The 19705-nt window shown below is 49.0% G+C and carries 15 protein-coding genes and 2 pseudogenes; 13 read left to right on the forward strand and 4 right to left on the reverse strand.

All coding sequences use genetic code 11. The features are described 5' to 3' along the window. Positions 1-338 precede the first annotated feature (338 nt). Positions 339-2708: a heavy metal translocating P-type ATPase gene (locus IXC47_RS18465; RefSeq protein WP_195876652.1), complete on the forward strand. Its 2370-nt coding sequence runs from the start codon at positions 339-341 to the stop codon at positions 2706-2708. Between the two features lie 31 nt (positions 2709-2739). Then, entirely contained in the window at positions 2740-4116 is a 1377-nt protein-coding gene (locus tag IXC47_RS18470; RefSeq protein WP_195876653.1) for an ATP-grasp domain-containing protein, read from the forward strand. Positions 4117-4270: 154 nt separating this feature from the next. Here IXC47_RS18470 and IXC47_RS18475 read toward each other — a convergent pair whose 3' ends face one another. Beyond that, positions 4271-4615 (reverse strand): DUF4148 domain-containing protein, encoded by a 345-nt coding sequence (locus IXC47_RS18475; protein ID WP_195876654.1) that lies wholly within the window; start codon positions 4613-4615, stop codon positions 4271-4273. A gap of 286 nt (positions 4616-4901) precedes the next feature. On the opposite strand from IXC47_RS18475, the gene IXC47_RS18480 reads away from it, so the two are divergent. The 5 genes from IXC47_RS18480 (at position 4902) to IXC47_RS18500 (ending at position 11635) form a co-directional block, all read left to right on the forward strand. After that, entirely contained in the window at positions 4902-5228 is a 327-nt protein-coding gene (locus tag IXC47_RS18480; protein WP_230089655.1) for a hypothetical protein, read from the forward strand. 71 nt (positions 5229-5299) lie between these two features. Next, positions 5300-6607, forward strand: coding sequence for a TolC family protein (locus IXC47_RS18485; protein ID WP_012079572.1), 1308 nt, complete (start codon positions 5300-5302; stop codon positions 6605-6607). Then, complete coding sequence (locus tag IXC47_RS18490; RefSeq protein ID WP_012079573.1) at positions 6604-8097, forward strand: efflux RND transporter periplasmic adaptor subunit; 1494 nt, start codon at positions 6604-6606, stop codon at positions 8095-8097. The genes IXC47_RS18485 and IXC47_RS18490 overlap by 4 nt, the downstream gene beginning before the upstream one ends. Next, positions 8094-11246, forward strand: coding sequence for an efflux RND transporter permease subunit (locus IXC47_RS18495; RefSeq protein ID WP_195876655.1), 3153 nt, complete (start codon positions 8094-8096; stop codon positions 11244-11246). The genes IXC47_RS18490 and IXC47_RS18495 overlap by 4 nt, the downstream gene beginning before the upstream one ends. Before the next feature lie 17 nt (positions 11247-11263). Then, a complete protein-coding gene (locus tag IXC47_RS18500; RefSeq protein ID WP_012079575.1) occupies positions 11264-11635 on the forward strand; it encodes a copper-binding protein in 372 nt (123 codons plus the stop codon). Positions 11636-11725: 90 nt separating this feature from the next. Here the strand turns inward: IXC47_RS18500 and IXC47_RS18505 are convergent, their stop codons facing one another. Together IXC47_RS18505 and IXC47_RS18510 are read right to left on the reverse strand one after the other, a co-directional pair. Beyond that, positions 11726-13102, reverse strand: coding sequence for a heavy metal sensor histidine kinase (locus IXC47_RS18505; protein ID WP_012079576.1), 1377 nt, complete (start codon positions 13100-13102; stop codon positions 11726-11728). After that, positions 13102-13794 carry a heavy metal response regulator transcription factor gene (locus IXC47_RS18510; protein ID WP_012079577.1) on the reverse strand — a complete coding sequence of 231 codons (693 nt, stop codon included), beginning with the start codon at positions 13792-13794 and terminating at the stop codon, positions 13102-13104. Before IXC47_RS18510 ends, IXC47_RS18505 begins: the two co-directional genes overlap by 1 nt. Before the next feature lie 168 nt (positions 13795-13962). Here IXC47_RS18510 and IXC47_RS18515 point away from each other — a divergent pair, with 168 nt between their 5' ends. The 6 genes and pseudogenes from IXC47_RS18515 to IXC47_RS18540 all read left to right on the forward strand — a co-directional run bounded on the left by IXC47_RS18515 (position 13963) and on the right by IXC47_RS18540 (position 19161). Then, the gene (locus IXC47_RS18515; RefSeq protein ID WP_041296971.1) at positions 13963-15843 is read left to right on the forward strand and encodes a copper resistance system multicopper oxidase; all 1881 of its coding nucleotides are present in this window, start codon (positions 13963-13965) and stop codon (positions 15841-15843) included. 29 nt (positions 15844-15872) lie between these two features. Beyond that, on the forward strand, positions 15873-16853 hold the full coding sequence (locus tag IXC47_RS18520) for a copper resistance protein B (RefSeq protein WP_195876656.1): 981 nt from the start codon (positions 15873-15875) through the stop codon (positions 16851-16853). Positions 16854-16960: 107 nt separating this feature from the next. Then, positions 16961-17269 (forward strand): annotated as a pseudogene (copC, locus tag IXC47_RS18525) (copper homeostasis periplasmic binding protein CopC); the annotation flags it as partial. A gap of 7 nt (positions 17270-17276) precedes the next feature. Continuing rightward, positions 17277-18197: a copper homeostasis membrane protein CopD gene (copD, locus tag IXC47_RS18530; RefSeq protein ID WP_012079581.1), complete on the forward strand. Its 921-nt coding sequence runs from the start codon at positions 17277-17279 to the stop codon at positions 18195-18197. Between the two features lie 109 nt (positions 18198-18306). Beyond that, entirely contained in the window at positions 18307-18699 is a 393-nt protein-coding gene (locus IXC47_RS18535; protein ID WP_041296486.1) for a hypothetical protein, read from the forward strand. 213 nt (positions 18700-18912) lie between these two features. Then, the gene (locus IXC47_RS18540) at positions 18913-19161 is read left to right on the forward strand and encodes a glycosyltransferase (protein ID WP_230089658.1); all 249 of its coding nucleotides are present in this window, start codon (positions 18913-18915) and stop codon (positions 19159-19161) included. Positions 19162-19170: 9 nt separating this feature from the next. On the opposite strand, the pseudogene IXC47_RS18545 reads toward IXC47_RS18540, so the two are convergent. Further along, positions 19171-19578: pseudogene (locus IXC47_RS18545) on the reverse strand (Tn3 family transposase); the annotation flags it as partial. Between the last annotated feature and the right edge of the window lie 127 nt (positions 19579-19705).

A 19705-nucleotide genomic window follows, 5' to 3' on the forward strand; every position in this document is an offset into this window, starting at 1 on the left:
ACGCACCGCGGTGTTCCTGCACCATCCGTACTGCGCGCTCGCGCACCTCGGGGGAAAACTTGTTTGCTTTCTTCATGGCTCCATTCTCTCAGATAAAGAAGCCTCCACAATTTCCGGGGCGGTTCACACTGCCTATGAGGTGTTTCAAAGTCAATGAAGGACCGATCATAAATTCATCGCGTTTATTACTAAATACCAACCGTTCTTGACATTGTCACGGTGGGAACCGCCAAGATAATAGCTTGAGATATCTATTATTTCTTGCGCTCGGATGGTAAGCTAAAAATCACTCGCGTATTCGTGACATATTGCATCGACTTTCAAAAAAGGACCGGCAAATGAACAGTAACGCTCCTCACGACCACATTCATGGCGATCCAGTTGCTGCCTCCGAATCAGTAAATTCCCATGAAAAAATAGAAGGTTCGGATAAATCTTTTACTGACCCCGTATGTGGAATGAAGGTTGCTGCCGACCCGCAAATGGAAATTGAATACGAAGGAAATAAATATTATTTCTGCAGTACCAAATGCATTCATAAATTTGAGGTCAATCCACAAATCTATATAGATAAAAACATCTCGGCACCGCAACCTGATCTGCCGAAGGGAACAATATATACGTGCCCGATGCACCCCGAGATTCAACAGCCGAATCCTGGCAATTGTCCGATATGCGGCATGTCACTTGAGCCTCTCATGCCTTCGCTTGAGGATGAAGAAAATCCCGAGCTCCTAGATTTTCGTCGCCGCTTCTGGTGGACATTGCCGCTAACTATCATTGTTACTTCTTTAGCGATGGGCGCGCACCGTTTCTTTCCAGAGGGCATCCCTTACCAAAACTGGATCGAACTAATATTAAGTACACCTGTGGTGTTATGGGCGGGTTGGCCTTTCTTTGAACGCTGTTATCAATCCATCGTGCGACGTAGTCCTAACATGTGGACGTTAATCGGATCCGGTGTGACAGCGGCATATGGTTACAGTGTGGTGGCGACACTTGCACCTGGATTATTTCCGTCGACCTTCATGGAGCATGGACGCGTCGGTGTTTATTACGAGGCTGCTGCGGTCATCGTTTCGCTGACCTTGCTTGGGCAAATTCTTGAGCTAAGGGCTCGTTCACAAACGTCAGCTGCTATTAAATCTCTATTGGGACTTGCACCAAAGACTGCGCGTCGAATTAACAAGGATGGGACTGAAGAAGATGTGCCACTCACACACATACACATTGGTGACGCGCTAAGGGTGCGTCCCGGTGAAAAAGTGCCGGTGGATGGTGTCGTCGCAGAAGGAGAAAGCGCAGTAGATGAATCCATGTTGACTGGCGAGCCTATGCCCGTGACCAAGCGACAAGGAGATAAAGTTATCGGTGCGACTCTTAATACTAGTGGCAGTCTTGTCATTCACTCAGAAAAAGTCGGCTCTCAAACGATGCTTTCACAGATTGTACAAATGGTGGCTCAGGCTCAACGTTCGCGCGCACCTATGCAACGTCTGGCCGACGTCGTTGCCGGATATTTTGTATTGGTTGTCGTTGGCATCGCTTTTCTAACGCTATTAGGATGGGGTCTGTTTGGCCCGGAACCGAGTTGGGTCTTTGGCTTCGTCAATGCGGTCGCAGTCTTGATCATTGCGTGTCCTTGCGCACTTGGTTTAGCCACGCCGATGTCAATCATGGCAGCAACAGGACGCGCAGCAACACAAGGGATGCTATTTCGTGATGCTGCTGCCATTGAGGGCATGCGTAAGGTAAATACTTTAATTGTGGATAAAACCGGCACTCTGACGGAAGGCAAGCCTGCATTTGATCGTGTTGTCGCTGCACAGGGTCAAACAGAGACATCGGTACTTCAGATCGCGGCCAGTATCGACCAAGGCAGCGAACATCCACTTGCTCAAGCGATTGTGACTGAAGCGCGTAAGCGGGACTTGATTCTGGATAAACCGGAAAGCTTTGAATCATCCAGTGGAATTGGTGTGCGCGGGATTGTTGCTGGCCAACGAATAGCAGTAGGTAATACGGCGCTCATGGATGAAGAAAAGATTGAGTGGATTAGCTTGTCGGCGCAAGCCGAAGAGTTACGGAGTGAAGGGGCAAGTGTGATGCACGTGGCTGTAGATGGAAAGTTGATCGGGCTAGTCGCAGTGTCAGACCCGATTAAAGCAACAACGATGGGGGCGCTCAGTGCGTTGAGGGAAGCTGGCATCAACGTAATTATGGCAACCGGGGACGGGGTTACCACTGCAAAATCAGTGGCTGGAAAACTTGGGATTAGCGAAGTGTATGGCGAAGTTAAACCGCAAGACAAATTGGCATTGGTAGAACGACTGCAGAAAGAAGGAAAAGTCGTAGCAATGGCAGGGGATGGCATCAACGACGCACCTGCACTTGCCAAGGCGGATGTCGGCATTGCCATGGGGACGGGAACTGATGTCGCGATTAATAGTGCGCATCTGACCTTGGTAAAGGGAGATCTGCGCGTCATTGCAAAAGCCAGAACACTTTCACTGAATACGGTACGGAATATGCATCAAAACCTTGGCTTCGCATTCCTCTATAACGCGTTGGGTATTCCGTTGGCTGCCGGCCTACTTTACCCTTTCACTGGACAGCTACTGTCTCCCATGGCTGCCGCACTTGCGATGAGCCTGAGCTCGGTATCAGTGATTACCAATGCGTTGCGGCTGCGTGGCACAACCAAATGATTTTTTTACAGATACCCTAAGACGGAAATCAATGACGCATACACTTCAGAGAAAAAAGATCGTCGGCCAGTTTAGCGAGCAGTTCAATCACGCATGCTTTTGCATAAGTCTGGATAGCGACGCACTAAAGCATGCGCTTGCCATTGAACTTAATTCTCCTGAATTAGTGGCTCTGGTCGAAGAACGTTGCCCGTATTTATTTTCTGCGCGCCCCGTATTCGCTTCCGATAGCCAGATCAAGCGCATGGTAAGCGTGATCCGGGCGATTGAATCGGTCATTGCTCTGCCAGCTTATAGAGCACATATTTTTGCCAATGCATCGGAGGTTGTTCGACACGATCCGGGCGGGGCAAAAGGCGTTTTTTTTGGTTATGACTTTCATTTAAGTAACGATGGTTTGGGACTCATTGAAATCAACACCAACGCTGGTGGCGCGATGTTCAATGCTGTCATGGCACGTGTTCATCAATCCTGCTGCTTGGATCCGAAGAGCATGGCATTAGCCAATGAATCGGCTGCAGCGCTTGAAAAAACTTTTGTCGATATGTTTCAAAGCGAATGGAGCTTATCTGCTAAAGAAACATCGCTCAATACAATCGCGATTGTCGACACGCATCCGCAGCAACAATATATGTACCCTGAGTTTCTGTTGTTCCAGCAGTTATTCAAGCGGCACGAGATACAGTCCGTCATAGTCGATCCGTCCGATTTGGAGTGGCGTCAAGGGAAGTTATGGTTCGGCGATACGCTCATCGATCTGGTTTATAACCGGCTAACTGATTTCATGCTGGAAACTGATGAGTGTGCCGCCTTACGCGCAGCCTATCTGGCCAATGCAGTGGTATTGACGCCACATCCGCAAGCGCATGCGCTCTATGCCGACAAATATAATCTCGCGTTACTTGGCGATGTTGAAATGTTGCAAGAGCTTGGCGTTCCTCTCGACGTTCAGGAAATTTTGTTATCGAATACTCCACGGACCTCAGTTGTGAAAGCTATCAATGCCGAGCAACTATGGAAAGATCGCCGTCATTTGTTTTTCAAACCACGCGCAGGCTTTGGTTCGCGCGCGACGTATCGGGGAGACAAGCTAACCAAGCGAGTATGGACAGAAATTTTAGCGGGAGATTACGTGGCGCAAGCAATCATGGCGCCAGGGGAACGAGTCAGTGGAAGCAAAGAGAGCCCGGAAATGCTTAAATTTGATATTCGCGCCTATGTTTATGACGGCCAGCTTCAATGGACGGCAGCTCGTTTGTATCAGGGACAAACTACGAATTTTCGTACGGTAGGCGGAGGATTCTCGCCGGTCTACAGCGTGCCGGATACAGCAATAAGGCCAGATGAAAACGAACTATTGAAGAGCGCCGCGGATGCATTAGTGTGTTGCCGTCTGACTTGTATTTAGTGCAGGTATTTACCTAGCCATGAACTGTCCGATTGCAGGGCCATCAAGGATAGGAAATTCTAGTACTGCCGCTCCGCATCCCCGCATAGACTGGGATAGGTTATCTTTCGACAATAGGCAGTACTAGGGAAGAACTTATTAGGTTGACGAATGATTAGCCGCTGTATTGCTCTTTCTCAAGTCGTTTGAATTTGCCACTTGCCTTGCTTTGTTCAAGTTCGGTTTTAACTTGGGCTCGTGTTTTGCTGCTAGTAACTACAGGCAACTTTGGATAGTCGCTATCAGTAGTTGCGAGTAGTCCTTTTTCGCGAGCCTGCTGTAATTCCGCCTTTACTTCTGCGCGAGTTTTGGTCGATGCAAATGATGGAAGGATTGGATAGTTAGATTCATCGGCTTGGGCAAGTTGTAAGGTATTAGTATTCGCAGTGTGCGCAAAAGTAGTGCCTGATGCTATGGATATAGCAATAACCGCAATGAGTTTTTTGTGTTGGCTGTTCATTTCAATTCTCCAAAGTTAGGGTTGATTCGTCTAGGTAAATTCAAAACGAAATCGATGAGATACATTGTTTCAGTTGGTTAGCGATTTAATGTATCAATGGGTGTATTGTAGAAATTGGGCAGTTACACAAACATGACAACGGTATTGCAAAGATGTAATCCGTCGATATAGCCTGATATGGTTCGCAAATCAATTGCGTAAAACTATAAAAAGCTTTATAAATCCATTCCAAATGCGCCAACACTCCTTCTCATCTTTTTGCCGTTTCATTGCTTGCTTCCTGGTCATGACTGTTCTGACCTCCGGGGTAGCAATGGCTGCCTACGTCTGTCCGCAGACAATGGTGCCTGTGCAAGAAATGGCGATGGGTGACATGCCATGTGCCGGAATAGACATCGAGAAACCAGTTCACTGCGCTGAACAACAGTCAGGTGCCAAACTGGCACTTGAACATCTGGCCGCCGCACCATCGCTTGCACCAACTATCGTTTTATTCATCATGCCGGCACCTCTGCCGGTTGTTCCTACCGTTCTGGCTTCAGCCTGGATAGACGCTCCTCTGGAATTAGGCGTAGGCCCGCCTTATCTCCGAACGCAACGACTCCGCATTTGATTTAACCCTCAGTTGTTTCGCTGACCGGCATTGTGCCGTAGTCAGCGTTCGTCTTTACTACCGGGGGTTATATGTTTTTGCGTATCCAAGCGCTACTGAATCATCAGTCGCGCACTCTCTGCCGAACCAGCGTTTTACTGGCGCTGGTTTTTGGCACATCTTTTGTTCACGCTCAGGCCAATGGACTTACATTAAACGAGGCAGTGCAACTTTCACTGCAGCGTTCGTCGTTGACCAAGGCCGCTAATGCCTCTTTATTGGCCAGTCGCGAATCTGCAGCTAAAGCTGACCAATTACCTGATCCCATGCTGAAAGTTGGCATCGATAATCTGCCTGTGACGGGGAGCGACCGTTATAGCACCACGAGTGATTTCATGACCATGCGTCGAGTTGGAATCGAACAGCAATGGGTTTCTTCCGACAAGCGAGTGGCACGCTCTGAGCGTGCCCAACGTGCCGTCGAAATGGAAGAAAGCATTTATCTGGAAAGTGTTGCCAAGGTGAGGGAAGGAGCAGCCAAGGCATGGGTCAATGTACTTTACGGTCAACGCACATTAGCATTGGTCAGCGCCATGGAAAAAGAAACGTCCGATGATCTGAATGCAGTGAATGCTGCACATCGTGGCGCCAAGGCAAACGCCTCCGACGTGATGCAAGCGCAATTGACACTTTCACAGGCGCAAGATGCGATGCGTAAAAACACACAAGATTTGCGGAATGCGCGTCTTGCTCTAAGCCGTTGGACTGGTATGCCTGCCGCAACTGTCAGTGACGAGACACCAAAACTGACGTCGCATGTACCTGAATTGCCTATCGAGGAACTAGAAAAGTATCACCCGATGTTATTGACGGCTCGCCGCGCAATCAATTTGGCCGACGCCGATAGCACGGTTGCTACCCGCGAAAGCAATCCAGACTGGTCTGTTGAAGCGGGTTACAGCCAGCGAGGCAGTCAGTATTCAAACATGGTGTCCTTTGGCATCAGCATTCCTCTTCCCGTTAATCGTGCACAAAAACAGAATCGTGACATCGCTGAAAAATCGGCCTTGGGAACCAAAGCAAGAATGCAGTACGAAGAAGCATTGCGTGACCTGCAAACTGAGATAGAGAGCCAGTCTTCAACACTGGAGAGTCTTAAAGGACGTATTAAGCAACTTACTGCTCAGTTGCTGCCGGCCGCATCGCAACAGGCAGAACTGGCAACGGCTGCTTACCGCTCAGGTGCAGGCAGCCTCAGTGCTGTTTTCAATGCCAAAAAAACACTGTTGGAACGACGGCTGCAAATAGCTGAACTTGAAAGAGAAGCAGCGCTGACTTGGGCAGCGTTGGAATATCACGTGGTTCCACATGACATGGTGTCCGCAGGGGAAATGAAATGAAATCGAAATTCGCATTGAAAGCGATTGTCTTGGCGTTAGCAGGTGCAGGCCTCATGTTTGGTGGGTATTGGTTAGGTACGCAAAGCAGTATGAATGGCACCTCTTCATCTGGAGCAGCGACTGAAAGGGTTGACCTGAAGACAGGGCGTAAAGTCCTGTATTGGCATGACCCCATGGTCCCGGGAAACAAGTTCGACAAACCTGGTAAAAGTCCTTTCATGGATATGCAGTTGGTCCCGGTCTTTGCGGATGAAGGCTCGGAAGATGGTGGGGTAAAAGTCAGTTCTAGACTTCAACAGAATCTCGGTATTCGCTTTGCGACCGTAAGACGCGAAGAAGTACGGGATGCATTTGAAATGGTCGGCACAACGCAGTTTGATGAGAGCGCATCGGAAGTCGTGCAAAGCCGCGTGACGGGATACATCGACAAACTATATGCCCGCTCACCTCAACAACGCATTCAGCGCGGTGAGGCAATCGCTTCTATTTTTGTTCCCGACTGGATTGCACCACAAGAAGAATATCTGGCACTCAAGCGTGGTGGCAATACCGAACTGGCGGTAGCTGCTCGGCAAAGAATGCGAGCGATGTCTATCCCGGACGGATTGATCAATCAGGTGGATCGTACCGGCCAATCCCAAAAGCACTTCACGCTGACATCCCCAGTTTCCGGCGTCATTACCGAGTTGTCCGTACGCGATGGTGCGATGGTAACGCCCGGCATGACCATTGCGAAAGTCGCAGGTTTGAACAAAGTGTGGCTGGTAGCAGAAGTCCCCGAAGCACTGAGCAATACAGTCCGTTCCGGCATGGCGGTTGAAACTACATTCTCCGGCGATGCGAATAGGAAATACAACGGTCAGGTTCGCGAAATCCTGCCGGGTATCAGTAATGCGACGCGGACCTTGCAGGCTCGACTGGAGCTGGATAATCGTGATGGCAGTCTTACACCCGGCATGCTCATGCGTGTTCGCCTGGATGCTGAGAAGCCAGTTTCGCGGCTTCTAGTTCCGAGTGAGGCCGTGATTGCAAACGGCAAGCAATTCGTCGTGCTGGTGGTTGGCGAAAACAACAGCATGCAACCTATGGTGGTGACTACTGGCCGGGATATCGGCAACGATACCGAGATTTTGAGTGGTTTGAGTGAAGGCCAGAAAGTGGTCGCTTCGGGGCAATTTCTTATTGATTCAGAAGCAAGTCTGAAATCGGTATTGCCTAAGTTTGCTGGTAATAAGCAGGCGATGCAGCCAGCAGCTTCTCCTGTTTATCGTGGCATAGGTACTGTAGAGAAAGTGACACCTAAAGCGCTAACTCTTTCGCACAAGCCGATTCCGGACCTTGAATGGGGTGCGATGACAATGGACTTTAGCAAGTCGCGTCCTGAGCTATTCAGCGAGATAAAAACAGGGCAGGAAGTTGAGTTCTCATTCCGGGAAAATGACGACGGCTACCTGCTAGAAAGCGTCAAACCGGTCGGAGGAAAGCAATGATTGCGCGAATTATTCGCTGGTCCATTAGCAACCGATTTTGGGTACTGCTTGCTGCCCTCGTCATCGCGGGCTGGGGACTTTGGTCCTTGAGTAAAACGCCGTTGGACGCGCTGCCAGACCTGTCGGACACACAAGTCATCATTCGTGCACAGTATCCTGGCAAGGCCCCGCAGATAGTGGAAGACCAAGTTACCTATCCACTAACCACAGCACTGTTGGCTGTTCCGGGTGCTAAGACTGTCCGCGGTTACTCCTTCTTTGGCGACTCATTCGTCTATGTTCTTTTTGACGATGCGACGGACCAATACTGGGCTCGCTCCAGAGTGTTGGAATACATCAGTCAGGTGCAAAGCCGCTTACCGCAAGGTGTGCGCGCCGAACTTGGGCCGGATGGAACCGGAGTCGGTTGGGTATTTGAATATGCGCTGGTCGACCGTACTGGGCAAAACGACCTCAGTCAATTACGAACCTTGAATGACTGGTTTCTGAAGTTCGAGCTCAAAACCGTCCCTGACGTAGCAGAGGTCGCCAGCATCGGTGGCATGGTGAAGCAGTATCAAGTCATTCTTGACCCAGACAAGTTACGCGCATTCGGTATCTCGCATGCAAAGGTGCTGGATGCACTGGCGAAGGCGAATCAGGAATCCGGTGGTTCGGTCGTTGAGATGGCCGAGACCGAATATATGGTCCGCTCGCATGGGTATCTGCGTTCTCTGGAAGATTTCCGCAATGTCCTGCTGAATGCAAATGAGGCAGGTACACCGGTAATACTCAGGGATGTGGCAACAGTGCGCATTGGCCCTGAAATGCGTCGTGGTATTGCAGAGTTGAATGGCGAAGGTGAAGTCGCTGGTGGCGTTGTTGTCATGCGCTCAGGTAAGAACGCGTTGGAGACCATCAAGGCAGTCAAGGCAAAATTCGCCACTCTGCAAAATTCACTTCCGAAAGATGTGGAGGTGGTCACGACCTATGACCGCTCCAAGCTGATTACGGCAGCCGTGATTAATCTTCGCGACAAGCTGATTGAAGAGTTTGTCGTAGTGGCACTGGTTTGTGCCATCTTCCTGTTTCATCTGCGCAGTGCGTTGGTCGCCATCATTTCGCTTCCTTTGGGTGTACTCGCTGCCTTCATTGTGATGCGCTACCAAGGGGTCAATGCCAATCTGATGTCATTGGGCGGTATCGCCATTGCCGTCGGTGCGATGGTCGATGCAGCAATTGTCATGATTGAGAATGCACACAAGCATCTGGAAGCCTATTCCCATGCGCATCCGAATCAGGAAATAAGTGCGAAAGAGCGGTGGGACTTGATTGCAGAGTCTGCTATCGAGGTTGGGCCGGCGCTGTTCTTCTCACTACTTATCGTTACGCTTTCTTTCATTCCGGTATTCGCCTTGGAAGCGCAGGAGGGCAAGCTGTTTGCACCATTGGCCTATACAAAAACCTACACCTTGGCTGCCGCGGCTGGCCTGGCGATTACTTTGATTCCTGTGCTGATGGGATACATGATTCGCGGACGTATTCCTAGCGAAGCATCGAATCCGATTAATCGTGTACTGATACGTGCGTATCGACCTTGGTTGAATGCAAGTTTGGCGCATCCGAAATGGACGATTGTCATTGCGTTCATCGGTCTTGTCCTGACAGTGATTCCGCTGTCCAAGCTGGGGGGCGAGTTCCTGCCACCTTTGGACGAAGGTGATTTGTTGTACATGCCTTCTGCATTGCCCGGACTGTCCGCATCCAAAGCCAGCGAATTGTTGCAGCAGACAGACCGCCTCATCAAGACGGTACCTGAAGTCGCGACGGTCTTTGGTAAAGCTGGCCGCGCGGAATCAGCGACCGACCCTGCGCCGTTGGAGATGTTTGAAACAACGATTCAGTTCAAACCGAAAGACCAATGGCGTGCTGGTATGACATCTGCCAAGCTCATTGAAGAACTAGACCGGATAGTTAAGGTACCTGGGCTATCGAATGTTTGGGTGCCCCCCATCCGCAATCGTATCGACATGCTTTCAACCGGTATCAAGACACCTGTCGGTGTGAAAGTATCCGGTGCCGACCTCGGACAAATCGACAAAATCGCCACGCAAATTGAAGCCGTCGTCAAAAAAGTACCGGGGGTGACTTCAGCACTGGCGGAACGTGTAAGCGGTGGGCGTTATATCGATGTCGATATCGACCGAGCAAAAGCAGCGCGATATGGCCTTGCAGTGACGGACGTGCAATCGGTTATTTCATCTGCAATTGGGGGCGAAAACATTGGTGAAGTTATAGATGGACGCCAACGCTTTCCTATCAATGTCCGTTATCCACAGGATTACCGTAACTCCGTGCAAACGCTGCGTGACTTTCCTATCGTCACAGACAGAGGCGCACAAGTAAGGCTGGGTGATATTACAAACATCAAAGTAACCGATGGGCCGCCAATGATACGCAGCGAAAACGCACGACTTTCTGGCTGGGTCTATGTCGATGTACGTGGAACCGACTTGCACTCAGCCGTGAAGGCGATGCAGGCAGCAGTGGCGAAAGAAGTAAAACTCCCACCTGGATATGCAATTGGCTGGTCGGGACAATTTGAATACCTAGAGCGGGCCGTCGCCAAGTTGCAAACAGTGATTCCGCTGACGTTGGCTGTCATCTTCATTCTGCTGTACCTGGCATTCCACTCCATATCGGAAGCATTCCTGCTTATGCTGACTGTGCCTTTTGCACTTATTGGCGGCTTCTGGTTTGTGTGGTTTCTTGGCCATGCTGTTTCAGTGGCTACTGCGGTTGGTTTTATAGCATTGGCAGGACTGGCGGCTGAGTTTGGCGTCGTGATGCTGGTTTATCTACGCAACTCATTGAATCAACGATTGCAGTCAGGCTTGCCGTTGAGCAAGGAACTCATTGCGGAAGCGATACGAGAAGGAGCTGTATTGCGTGTGCGTCCGAAAGCCATGACAGTGGCAGTTATCTTGGCCGGCCTTATCCCGATTATGTTCGGTAGTGGCGCTGGCTCTGAAGTAATGCAGCGAATTGCCGCACCTATGGTGGGCGGCATGATTACCGCACCGTTGTTGTCGCTGTTTGTAATTCCAGCAGCATGGCGTTTGCTTCAAGAACGCAAACTACGTTTAGCAGCAGGAAAGAAATCAATCTAACTAGTAAGGAGTATCAAATGAAAAAATCGCTTTTAAATCTGGTAGCAGTCTTTGGATTTTCTTTTATTGCTATAACTGCCTACGCAGAACAGGGCAGCAGGGGAATAGATATGAGTGGCATGAAGAAGGACAAAATACCAGGCAATCCAATGAATACGATGTCTCTGTCTGACGGTGTGGTGAACGCCGTTGAGAAAGAAAATAGTCACATTACTTTGAAACACGGTCGCATCAAGAGCGCGACAGTAGAGATGGGACCTATGACTATGTCGTTTGCTGTGAAAGACAAAGGGTTACTTTCCGACGTCAAAGTCGGCGACAAGGTAAAGTTTACGGTCGAGAACATTGATGGCACTGCTACAGTGACGGTTTTGTCTATTCAAAAATAACTCTATCGGGAAGAATACATCGCTGATGGAGTAAATAACTCGGGAGAATTTGGCATACGCTATTGGTATGCCATTTCTGATAATTTCGGGTTATTTTTGTTGCGACGACGGAAAATAAAGACTAAATGCAGTCTTGCTCTCCCCAGACACAACAGAGACACTGCCTCCATGTGCCTGCATGATCGCGCGCGTTATGGAAAGGCCCAAACCAGCTGAGTCGGATTCCGATTTTTTGCGAGATTTATCGGCCCGATAAAAACGATCAAACAGATGCGGTTGAATTTCGATAGGTATTTCTTTTCCATCGTTTTCTACAGTAACGACGGTCCCGGCTTGTGCTGCCTTTATCTTTATAGAAATAGTTCCGTGCGATGGTGTATATCGAAGTGCATTCGACAACAAGTTGTTTAATGCACGGCGAAACATGAGGCGATCTCCGATAACAACAGCGTCTCCTTCACATCGCAAGGTCACTTCTTTTTCTTCGGCTAAGGCTTCGTAGAATTCCAGCAAAGCTTGGCACTCTTGCGCCATATTTAGTTTCTCAACAGATGGAAGGGCAAGTCCGTTTTCTGTTTGTGCCAGAAACAGCATGTCAGATATGGTCTTTCCCAGCCGTTGAAGCTCCTCTGCATTTGAGCTGAGAGAATCTCTGTAATCAGCAGCACTACGACTCTGATTCAAAACAACATGAGTCTGTGTAAGCATATTGCTGATGGGGGTGCGAAGTTCATGTGCAAGGTCTGCGGAAAATTCCGTCAATCTGGCGATATCATTTTGAAGGCGATCAAGCATGGCATTAAGTTTGACCGCCAGATCCGTCATTTCTGTCGGCACTGCATCTACAGGCATGCGCTCCTTCATGTTCTGGGATGTAACGGCTTGTGCGCGCGCTGCCATCGTTCGCAAAGGAGATAGACCTTGTCTTGCAGCCCACCAACCCAGCATAATAGTAGCCATTGCCGCGACCAAGATGTAGAGCATCAACGTAGTTCGGAACATGCTCATAAAATGCGTGTGTATTGCCTTGTCGACAGCAATAACGACAATAACGGGCGAGCCGACGGACGCTTTCAGTTCAGCACGAATAGCTTGAAACTCTCGATGTGCATCGATCCTTACATCAAAATCGTTCTCGGTCTCGATATTAGGTTCGCGTGACAGAATTGCATCGCGAAAAGGCCCCAACGTGGAATAAATTTCCTTTCCGTCGATATCTCGGACATCCACGTAAAAATCAGGATGATTGTGCAAGGCCTCGCCAAATGTCTGGCTGATCGAATCTATCCCTTTTTCTTTGATGACTTTTTGAATCAACTGCAATTCGTTTTGAAGCAGTAATTGATCTTGTTCTGCAAAGTGTTCTTCGATAGCCGATGAAATGAGTGTGCCGAAACCAACCAAAACTGCTACAGAAGTGGCTGCGAATAAAGTAGTTAATCGCGCTGTCAGTGAGTTTCTGAACATTACACGCCTCTGGCATCTGCTGGATCTTCCAGAACATATCCGACGCCCCGAATCGTGGAGATTAACTTCGGATCGTAATCGTCATCCATTTTGGCGCGTAAGCGGCGAATAGCGACATCAATAACATTCGTGTCGCTATTAAAATTAATATCCCAAATTTGGGAGGCGATAAGAGAGCGGGGTAGAACTTCGCCTTTGTGTCTTACTAAAAATTCCAATAGAAGAAACTCCTTATTAGTCAGGGTTAGACGTTTCCCTGCACGAGTAGCCGCTCGCCGGGCAAGATCGAGGACTAAATCAGATACTTGTAGCCTATCCACTAGCGGGCTGGGATTCCCTCTTCGCAGCAATGTCCTCACTCGGGCTAGCAATTCTGAGAACGCGAATGGTTTAACCATGTAGTCGTCAGCGCCTAGCTCAAGACCTTTTACTCTATCCGCTACGCCGTCTCGGGCGGTTAGAAAGAGAGCTGGAACACTGTTTCCGGCACTGCGCAATGCATGCAATATCTTCCATCCGTCTATATCCGGTAGCATCACATCTAAGATGATAAGGTCGTAGCTTCCGGTAACGGCGAGATGATGCCCGTCCAGTCCATTATTAGCGTAATCCACGGCAAAGCCAGCTTCCATAAGCCCCTGCTGTAGGTACTCGCCAGTCTTTACTTCGTCTTCAACGATTAATAATTTCATTTTCAAATCCGTATGGGCTAACTTATGAGCTCAAACAATACGCTAACTCTCGTTAAATTACGTGAACATTACACGTTTGTAATGAACCCGTAATGCAAAAGATAATTTGTTTGAATTATGATTCTCTTCATCAAAAACCTTTTCCCTTTGGTTCGGAGACTCTCATATATGTCAGCCCGCTCAACTATGTCTGTATCTCGTCGTCGTTTCGTTAAAGGCCTTGCCGCGGGAGGGGTTTTGCTAGGTGTTTCAACCCCTTTGCGCCATGTTCTTGCGCAAGATGTCATCGCATCAGGAACTGCCGCCCCTGTGCTCAAGGGGACACAGTTTGATTTAGTCGTAGCGGAGTCGCCAGTCAACTTCACTGGCAAACCGGCAATTGCAACTACTATCAACGGCACGCTGCCGGCGCCCACACTACGCTGGAAAGAAGGCGAAACAGTCACTATCAGGGTGACTAATCGCCTAGCCGTCTCGACATCGATACACTGGCACGGAATTATCCTGCCTTTTCAGATGGATGGTGTGCCAGGCATTAGTTTTAATGGTATTGCGCCAGGGGAGACGTTCACTTATCGCTTTAAGGTTCAGCAAAGCGGCACTTATTGGTACCACTCCCATTCAGGTTTTCAGGAGCAGACGGGCATGTTCGGCGCGATCATTATCGATCCCGCTGAAGGAAAAGATATTGCGGCCGATCGCGAACACGTCTTATTGCTCTCGGATTGGATGGATGACGACCCAATGACTGTGTTGGGCCGCTTAAAAAAACAAGGTGATTATTACAACTACGGACAGTTGACGGCAGGAGAGTTCTTCAGTGATGTATCGAAAGATGGTTGGAAAGCAGCCCTCTCGAAACGGAAGATGTGGAACGAAATGCGGATGAATCCCACCGACATGGGAGATTTGTCGGCGGCCGTCTTGACCTTCCTGACAAATGGCATTACGCCAGCAGGCAACTGGACTGGACTTTTCCAGAAGGGAGAAAAGATTCGCCTGCGCTGTATTAACGGATCCGGCAACACTTTTTATGACGTACGCATTCCAGGGTTGAAGTTAAAAGTAGTTCAGGTTGATGGCGTCAACATTGAGCCGATTTCCGTGGATGAATTCCGTTTTGGCCCTGGTGAAACATGTGATGTGGTCGTCGAACCCAAGGACGACGTTTACACCATCTTTTCTCAAACCATGGATCGAACGGGTTATGCGCTGGGTACCTTGGCAGTCAAGTCAGGTTTGCGCGCTCCTGTCCCCGCAATCGACAAGTTGGAATGGCTGAGCATGGAAGACATGATGGGCGATATGTCTAACATGGCGGGCATGGACCACGGCGCGATGAATATGGGTGGCATGAGTATGGACAATATGGATATGTCTGGCATGTCGAGTATGGAAGGTGACAGCATGGCTCAGATGCCCAATATGGCTGGCATGGACCATAGCGCAATGGGCATGCAGCACGGTGGCATGGCCATGGATCATTCTCAACATGCAGCAAACTCTGATCCACTCAAGATCCCAAGCAAAAAACCTCGTCATGCCAGTACCGAATATGGAGCCAGTACGGACAATCGTATCGACTCACCACGTACCTCTTTGAGCGATCCTGGCGTCGGACTGCGTAACAATGGTCGTCGCGTACTTACGCTGGCAGATATGCATACGATCGGCGGCCCTCTGGACCCGCGCGGACCAGGTCGCGAGATCGAGCTGCATTTGACTGGAAATATGGAGCGATACACCTGGTCATTTGATGGCTTGGAGTTCGGCAAATCCAGTCCCGTGCATTTTAAATATGGCGAGCGAGTGAGAGTCATTCTGCAGAACGACACCATGATGACGCATCCGATGCATTTGCATGGCGTATGGAGCGAACTCGAGACACCAGAAGGCGAGTTCTTGGCGAGACGTCATACCATTCCGGTCCAACCTGCACAAAGGATCAGCTTTTTGGTCACGGCAGATGCTCTGGGACGCTGGGCTTGGCACTGCCACCTCATGATGCACATGGATGCCGGCATGTTCCGGGAAGTGATCATTGCATGATTACCATCACCAAACCAAGGATTCCAAGTATGCCTAATTTTATAGTTAGCAAGGCTTTTTTCGCATCGCTGATTTGCGTCGCTTCGTCTGCCGCATTGGCGCAGAGTGCGCCAGATAATCATAGTAGCCATGGGCAAATGGGCATTCAAAGCGCTACGGATGCCGGCTTCGGGACGATGGATGACAGTGCGGCCCCACCAGCATCAAATGCTGCCGGTCATGGGAATATGCAAATGGGTGGTATGTCTGGAATGTCTGATATGGGAGGAGGCTCTGCGCCTGCAGATGCGCGCGACCCTCATGCCTACTCGGGCGGATATCAGCTGGGAACCGGGCTATACGCTGTTGGCGAGCAACGCTCTTTGATGATGGCTGACGAACACAAGTTCGTTTCGTTATTGGCAGACCGTTTTGAGCGAGGTCATAGCAATGGCGGCAATTCAAATTCTTATGAATTACAAGCTTGGTACGGAGACAGTTATAACAAACTTACAGTGAAAGCTGAAGGTGAGGTGGCGAAAGGGCGCGTCGAAGACGCACGTACTGAGCTCCTTTGGGCTAAGGCCTTTCATCCATACTGGGATGTGCAGGCCGGTGTACGTAACGATATAAACGCCAATGGCCCCTCGCGAAATTGGTTGGCATTTGGGGTACAGGGGTTGGCTCCTTATTGGTTTCAGGTGGACGCTACAGCTTACCTCGGCGCGGAAGGACGCACTGCATTTCGATTGTCGGCTGAATACGAGCTTTTACTCACTCAGCGGCTTATCTTGCAACCCCGGGTAGAAACAAACGTATATGGTAAAGACGACCCTGAAGTCGGCGTAGGGCGCGGACTTTCCAACGCAACATTCGGAGTACGGTTGCGTTACGAGTTTAGTCGTCAGTTCGCACCATATATCGGCATTGAACGCAGCGCGCGTTTTGGCCGCACGGCTACTTTAGTACGCAATGCCGGGGGAGATGCCCGGCAGACTCAAGTTGTCGCCGGCGTAAGATTTTGGTTTTAAGTGCTTCACAATCTTCCACAAACTTTAAAGGAATATCATGTTTAACATCCGTAATATACGTCAGATTGGCGTCGCCGCTCTCGTCACCTTGGTGGCAACCTCTGCATTTCGCACACCCTAGTTTGGTTGAGTCTACGCCAAAGGATAATTCTGAGGGGCCAGCTCCGGCGAAAATCGAATTGCGTTTCTCTGAAAATCTCACAAAACAGTTTTCAGGCGCTAATTTGATCATGGCGGAAATGCCTGGCATGGGCGCCATGAAAATGGCTGCTAAGATCGGAGGCACCGATGACCCGAAAGTCATGGTGTTGACACCAAATCAGCCGTTGACGCCGGGAAAATATAACGTTGAATGGCGCGCAGTGTCGACAGATACCCATCCAATCACGGGCAAGATTACGTTTACCGTAAAGTGAGGAACGGATGGACTGGGCAAATGTGATCGTTCGCTTTTCTTTATATCTGGATTTGATGTTGGTTTTTGGACTCCCTTTATTTGCCCTGTACTCCCTAAAGCCCGATGAGAGGGAGTCCATTACAGCTAAGCGATTTGTAGTAAAAAGCAAGATGCTGGCGATTATTGCAATCGTTTTATCAATTGTAGGGCTCGTTGTTTCAACCAAAATGATGAGTGGAGCGGAAAGCTATTTTGATATAGCACCGGATGCATTTTCCATGGCGCTATTTGAGATGAGTTTTGGTACGGCATTGCTCATCCGTTTGGCAGCATTGGCTTTATTTGTCGCTCTTGCCACTAGTATATTAACCAGACGACCGGCTTATCAGCTTGTTTTAATGACCGTTTTCGGGGGCATAGCTCTGGCAACCTTAGCGTGGGGCGGGCACGGTGTTATGAATGAAGATGTCAAAGGGTTCGTCCATTTGGGCGCTGACATTGTCCATCTAATTGCTGCGGGAGCATGGATCGGGGCATTAGCATCCTTTGTGTTACTTCTGCGCTGGGTACCAAAGGGTGGACGCGCTGAAGTGGAACAACTGGGTCGTATGTTGAATGGATTCGCAATAATGGGGAGCGTCATAGTTTCCACTCTGCTAGTAACGGGCACGATAAACTATTTGATGATTTCAGGATTGAACTTCAGCAGTATATTTACCACCACATACGGCGTCCTACTAACGATAAAGCTAGCATTCTTTCTGGCCATGCTCGCTTTAGCGGCCGCCAACCGTTATCGATTGACGCCTAAGCTTGAAGCTTCGATTGCTAACGACAATCACGGCCCGGCTATTGCTGCTCTAAGAAGTAGCTTGGTTTTGGAATCTGGCTGCGCTTTACTGATTTTGGCGCTGATAGCGTGCTTAGGAATGCTTAATCCTTTCTAACGCTGATCGAGATTCACTGAGTTATTGGCGACATAAAAATATGCGACGTATTATGAAAACTGATTTCGTGTTTAAAAGAAATTTTTCGTTTTAGGCAACGATAGTCGATATGGACATGGTGCTTTCAAAGTGCTTCACGTTGGCCATGTTGGTCATATTTTTATTTATGACCAACATGGGCGTTTGGAGCAATTATTCGCACTTTCTTATACACGACCTTGAACATGAAGTTAATGTGGTTTCAGAAACCACTACGACGAATTATGTTTCATTACATGATACGGATATTGCAGACAACATAAGCGCTAATAGTTCGCTGAGTGTTGAACATGAATTACTGCATGCAGCGAACCAACTACAATTTTTTCTAGGCATCAACCTCAAAATTTCTTTTCTTTCGATCGCGTCGTTCATTGATGCGTATTTTAATGTTGTATCCATGCCCCTTGCGGCAATCGATGCGCCATTTCGCCCCCCTAGATTTTCGCCTCTCCCAATCTAGTAATCCGTCTGTGTTTTTAAGCATGCGGAACTACTAGTTCTTTAAAAAGCTACATCAAGAAGCACATCTTGCTTTGGCGTTATTTCGCGGCTTGAATTGTCAATCTTGATAATTTTTTTCCGCGCATTGATGGAAGTATTTCTATTTGAATAATTAACTAGTTATTCATCATCTATGCGCGCTGTAATTTTTCATAAAGAATAGAAAAGTGCGATGGAAAATTTATTTCAGATTCCCTCTATTGATGGGAGTAGGGCTGTTTCATACAAATTATCTGTAATTGTCCCTTTGTTCAATGAGGAAAGCGTCCTGCCAATATTCCATGACCGTTTAGAAAAAGCGTTGTCAGGCCTGCAGCAAGAATGGGAAGTTATTTATGTCGACGATGGAAGCACCGATAGTTCTCATAATATATTGGAGGGACGGCCGGGATTACGGTTTTTTTCGCCAAAAGTGATCTAACTTGATGATTTATATGGCGAAATCTAACTTGTAATTGATTGGTTCGAACTCCCGATCGAGATCCAGCGGATATTCCCCAAACCGATTGATATGCTCCCGCCGGTATGGTGCCGTGCCGCGCAATATCTCCTCTGTCAATACATATCCCTTCGCCTGCAGATCCTTCAGCACCCGCGACATGCCGTGGACGTTGTGAAGGATGACCATGTTGGCCACCAGGTGGCTGTACTTGATGACCTTGCGCTGCTCATGCCGGATGTTCTCGGAGATGATGCCGTCGCCGCCAAAAAACAGCCACTTCACGAAATCGTTGAACTCTTCGCTCTTGTTGGTCGCCGCGTGGATGCTTTTCCGCAGCTCCGCGTCATTGATGTATTTCAGCAGAAATTGCGTTCGTACCACCCTGCCCAGCTCGCGGGGTAATCCCCCCATTTTTAAAGCGACTTGAGAGTAGAGACTATGCGGCCAGGGCCAGTTTCTGTTTTGGGGTGATGCCTCCGATGGCCATGTTGGGGCGTTCGTGATTATAGGTCCATAGCCAGCG

The organism is Herminiimonas contaminans (assembly GCF_015645465.1).
Taxonomy (GTDB): Bacteria; Pseudomonadota; Gammaproteobacteria; order Burkholderiales; family Burkholderiaceae_D; genus Oxalicibacterium; species Oxalicibacterium contaminans.

What these genes read in the sequence shown, in the direction of transcription:
- IXC47_RS18500 (WP_012079575.1), top strand. Translation starts at nt 11,264, where the DNA reads ATGAAAAAATCGCTTTTAAATCTGGTAGCAGTCTTTGGATTTTCTTTT.
- IXC47_RS18505 (WP_012079576.1), bottom strand. Translation starts at nt 13,102, where the DNA reads ATGTTCAGAAACTCACTGACAGCGCGATTAACTACTTTATTCGCAGCC.
- IXC47_RS18475 (WP_195876654.1), bottom strand. Translation starts at nt 4,615, where the DNA reads ATGAACAGCCAACACAAAAAACTCATTGCGGTTATTGCTATATCCATA.
- IXC47_RS18470 (WP_195876653.1), top strand. Translation starts at nt 2,740, where the DNA reads ATGACGCATACACTTCAGAGAAAAAAGATCGTCGGCCAGTTTAGCGAG.
- IXC47_RS18485 (WP_012079572.1), top strand. Translation starts at nt 5,300, where the DNA reads ATGTTTTTGCGTATCCAAGCGCTACTGAATCATCAGTCGCGCACTCTC.
- copD (WP_012079581.1), top strand. Translation starts at nt 17,277, where the DNA reads ATGGACTGGGCAAATGTGATCGTTCGCTTTTCTTTATATCTGGATTTG.
- IXC47_RS18510 (WP_012079577.1), bottom strand. Translation starts at nt 13,794, where the DNA reads ATGAAATTATTAATCGTTGAAGACGAAGTAAAGACTGGCGAGTACCTA.
- IXC47_RS18515 (WP_041296971.1), top strand. Translation starts at nt 13,963, where the DNA reads ATGTCAGCCCGCTCAACTATGTCTGTATCTCGTCGTCGTTTCGTTAAA.
- IXC47_RS18495 (WP_195876655.1), top strand. Translation starts at nt 8,094, where the DNA reads ATGATTGCGCGAATTATTCGCTGGTCCATTAGCAACCGATTTTGGGTA.
- IXC47_RS18520 (WP_195876656.1), top strand. Translation starts at nt 15,873, where the DNA reads ATGCCTAATTTTATAGTTAGCAAGGCTTTTTTCGCATCGCTGATTTGC.
- IXC47_RS18490 (WP_012079573.1), top strand. Translation starts at nt 6,604, where the DNA reads ATGAAATCGAAATTCGCATTGAAAGCGATTGTCTTGGCGTTAGCAGGT.
- IXC47_RS18465 (WP_195876652.1), top strand. Translation starts at nt 339, where the DNA reads ATGAACAGTAACGCTCCTCACGACCACATTCATGGCGATCCAGTTGCT.
- IXC47_RS18535 (WP_041296486.1), top strand. Translation starts at nt 18,307, where the DNA reads ATGGACATGGTGCTTTCAAAGTGCTTCACGTTGGCCATGTTGGTCATA.
- IXC47_RS18540 (WP_230089658.1), top strand. Translation starts at nt 18,913, where the DNA reads ATGGAAAATTTATTTCAGATTCCCTCTATTGATGGGAGTAGGGCTGTT.
- IXC47_RS18480 (WP_230089655.1), top strand. Translation starts at nt 4,902, where the DNA reads ATGACTGTTCTGACCTCCGGGGTAGCAATGGCTGCCTACGTCTGTCCG.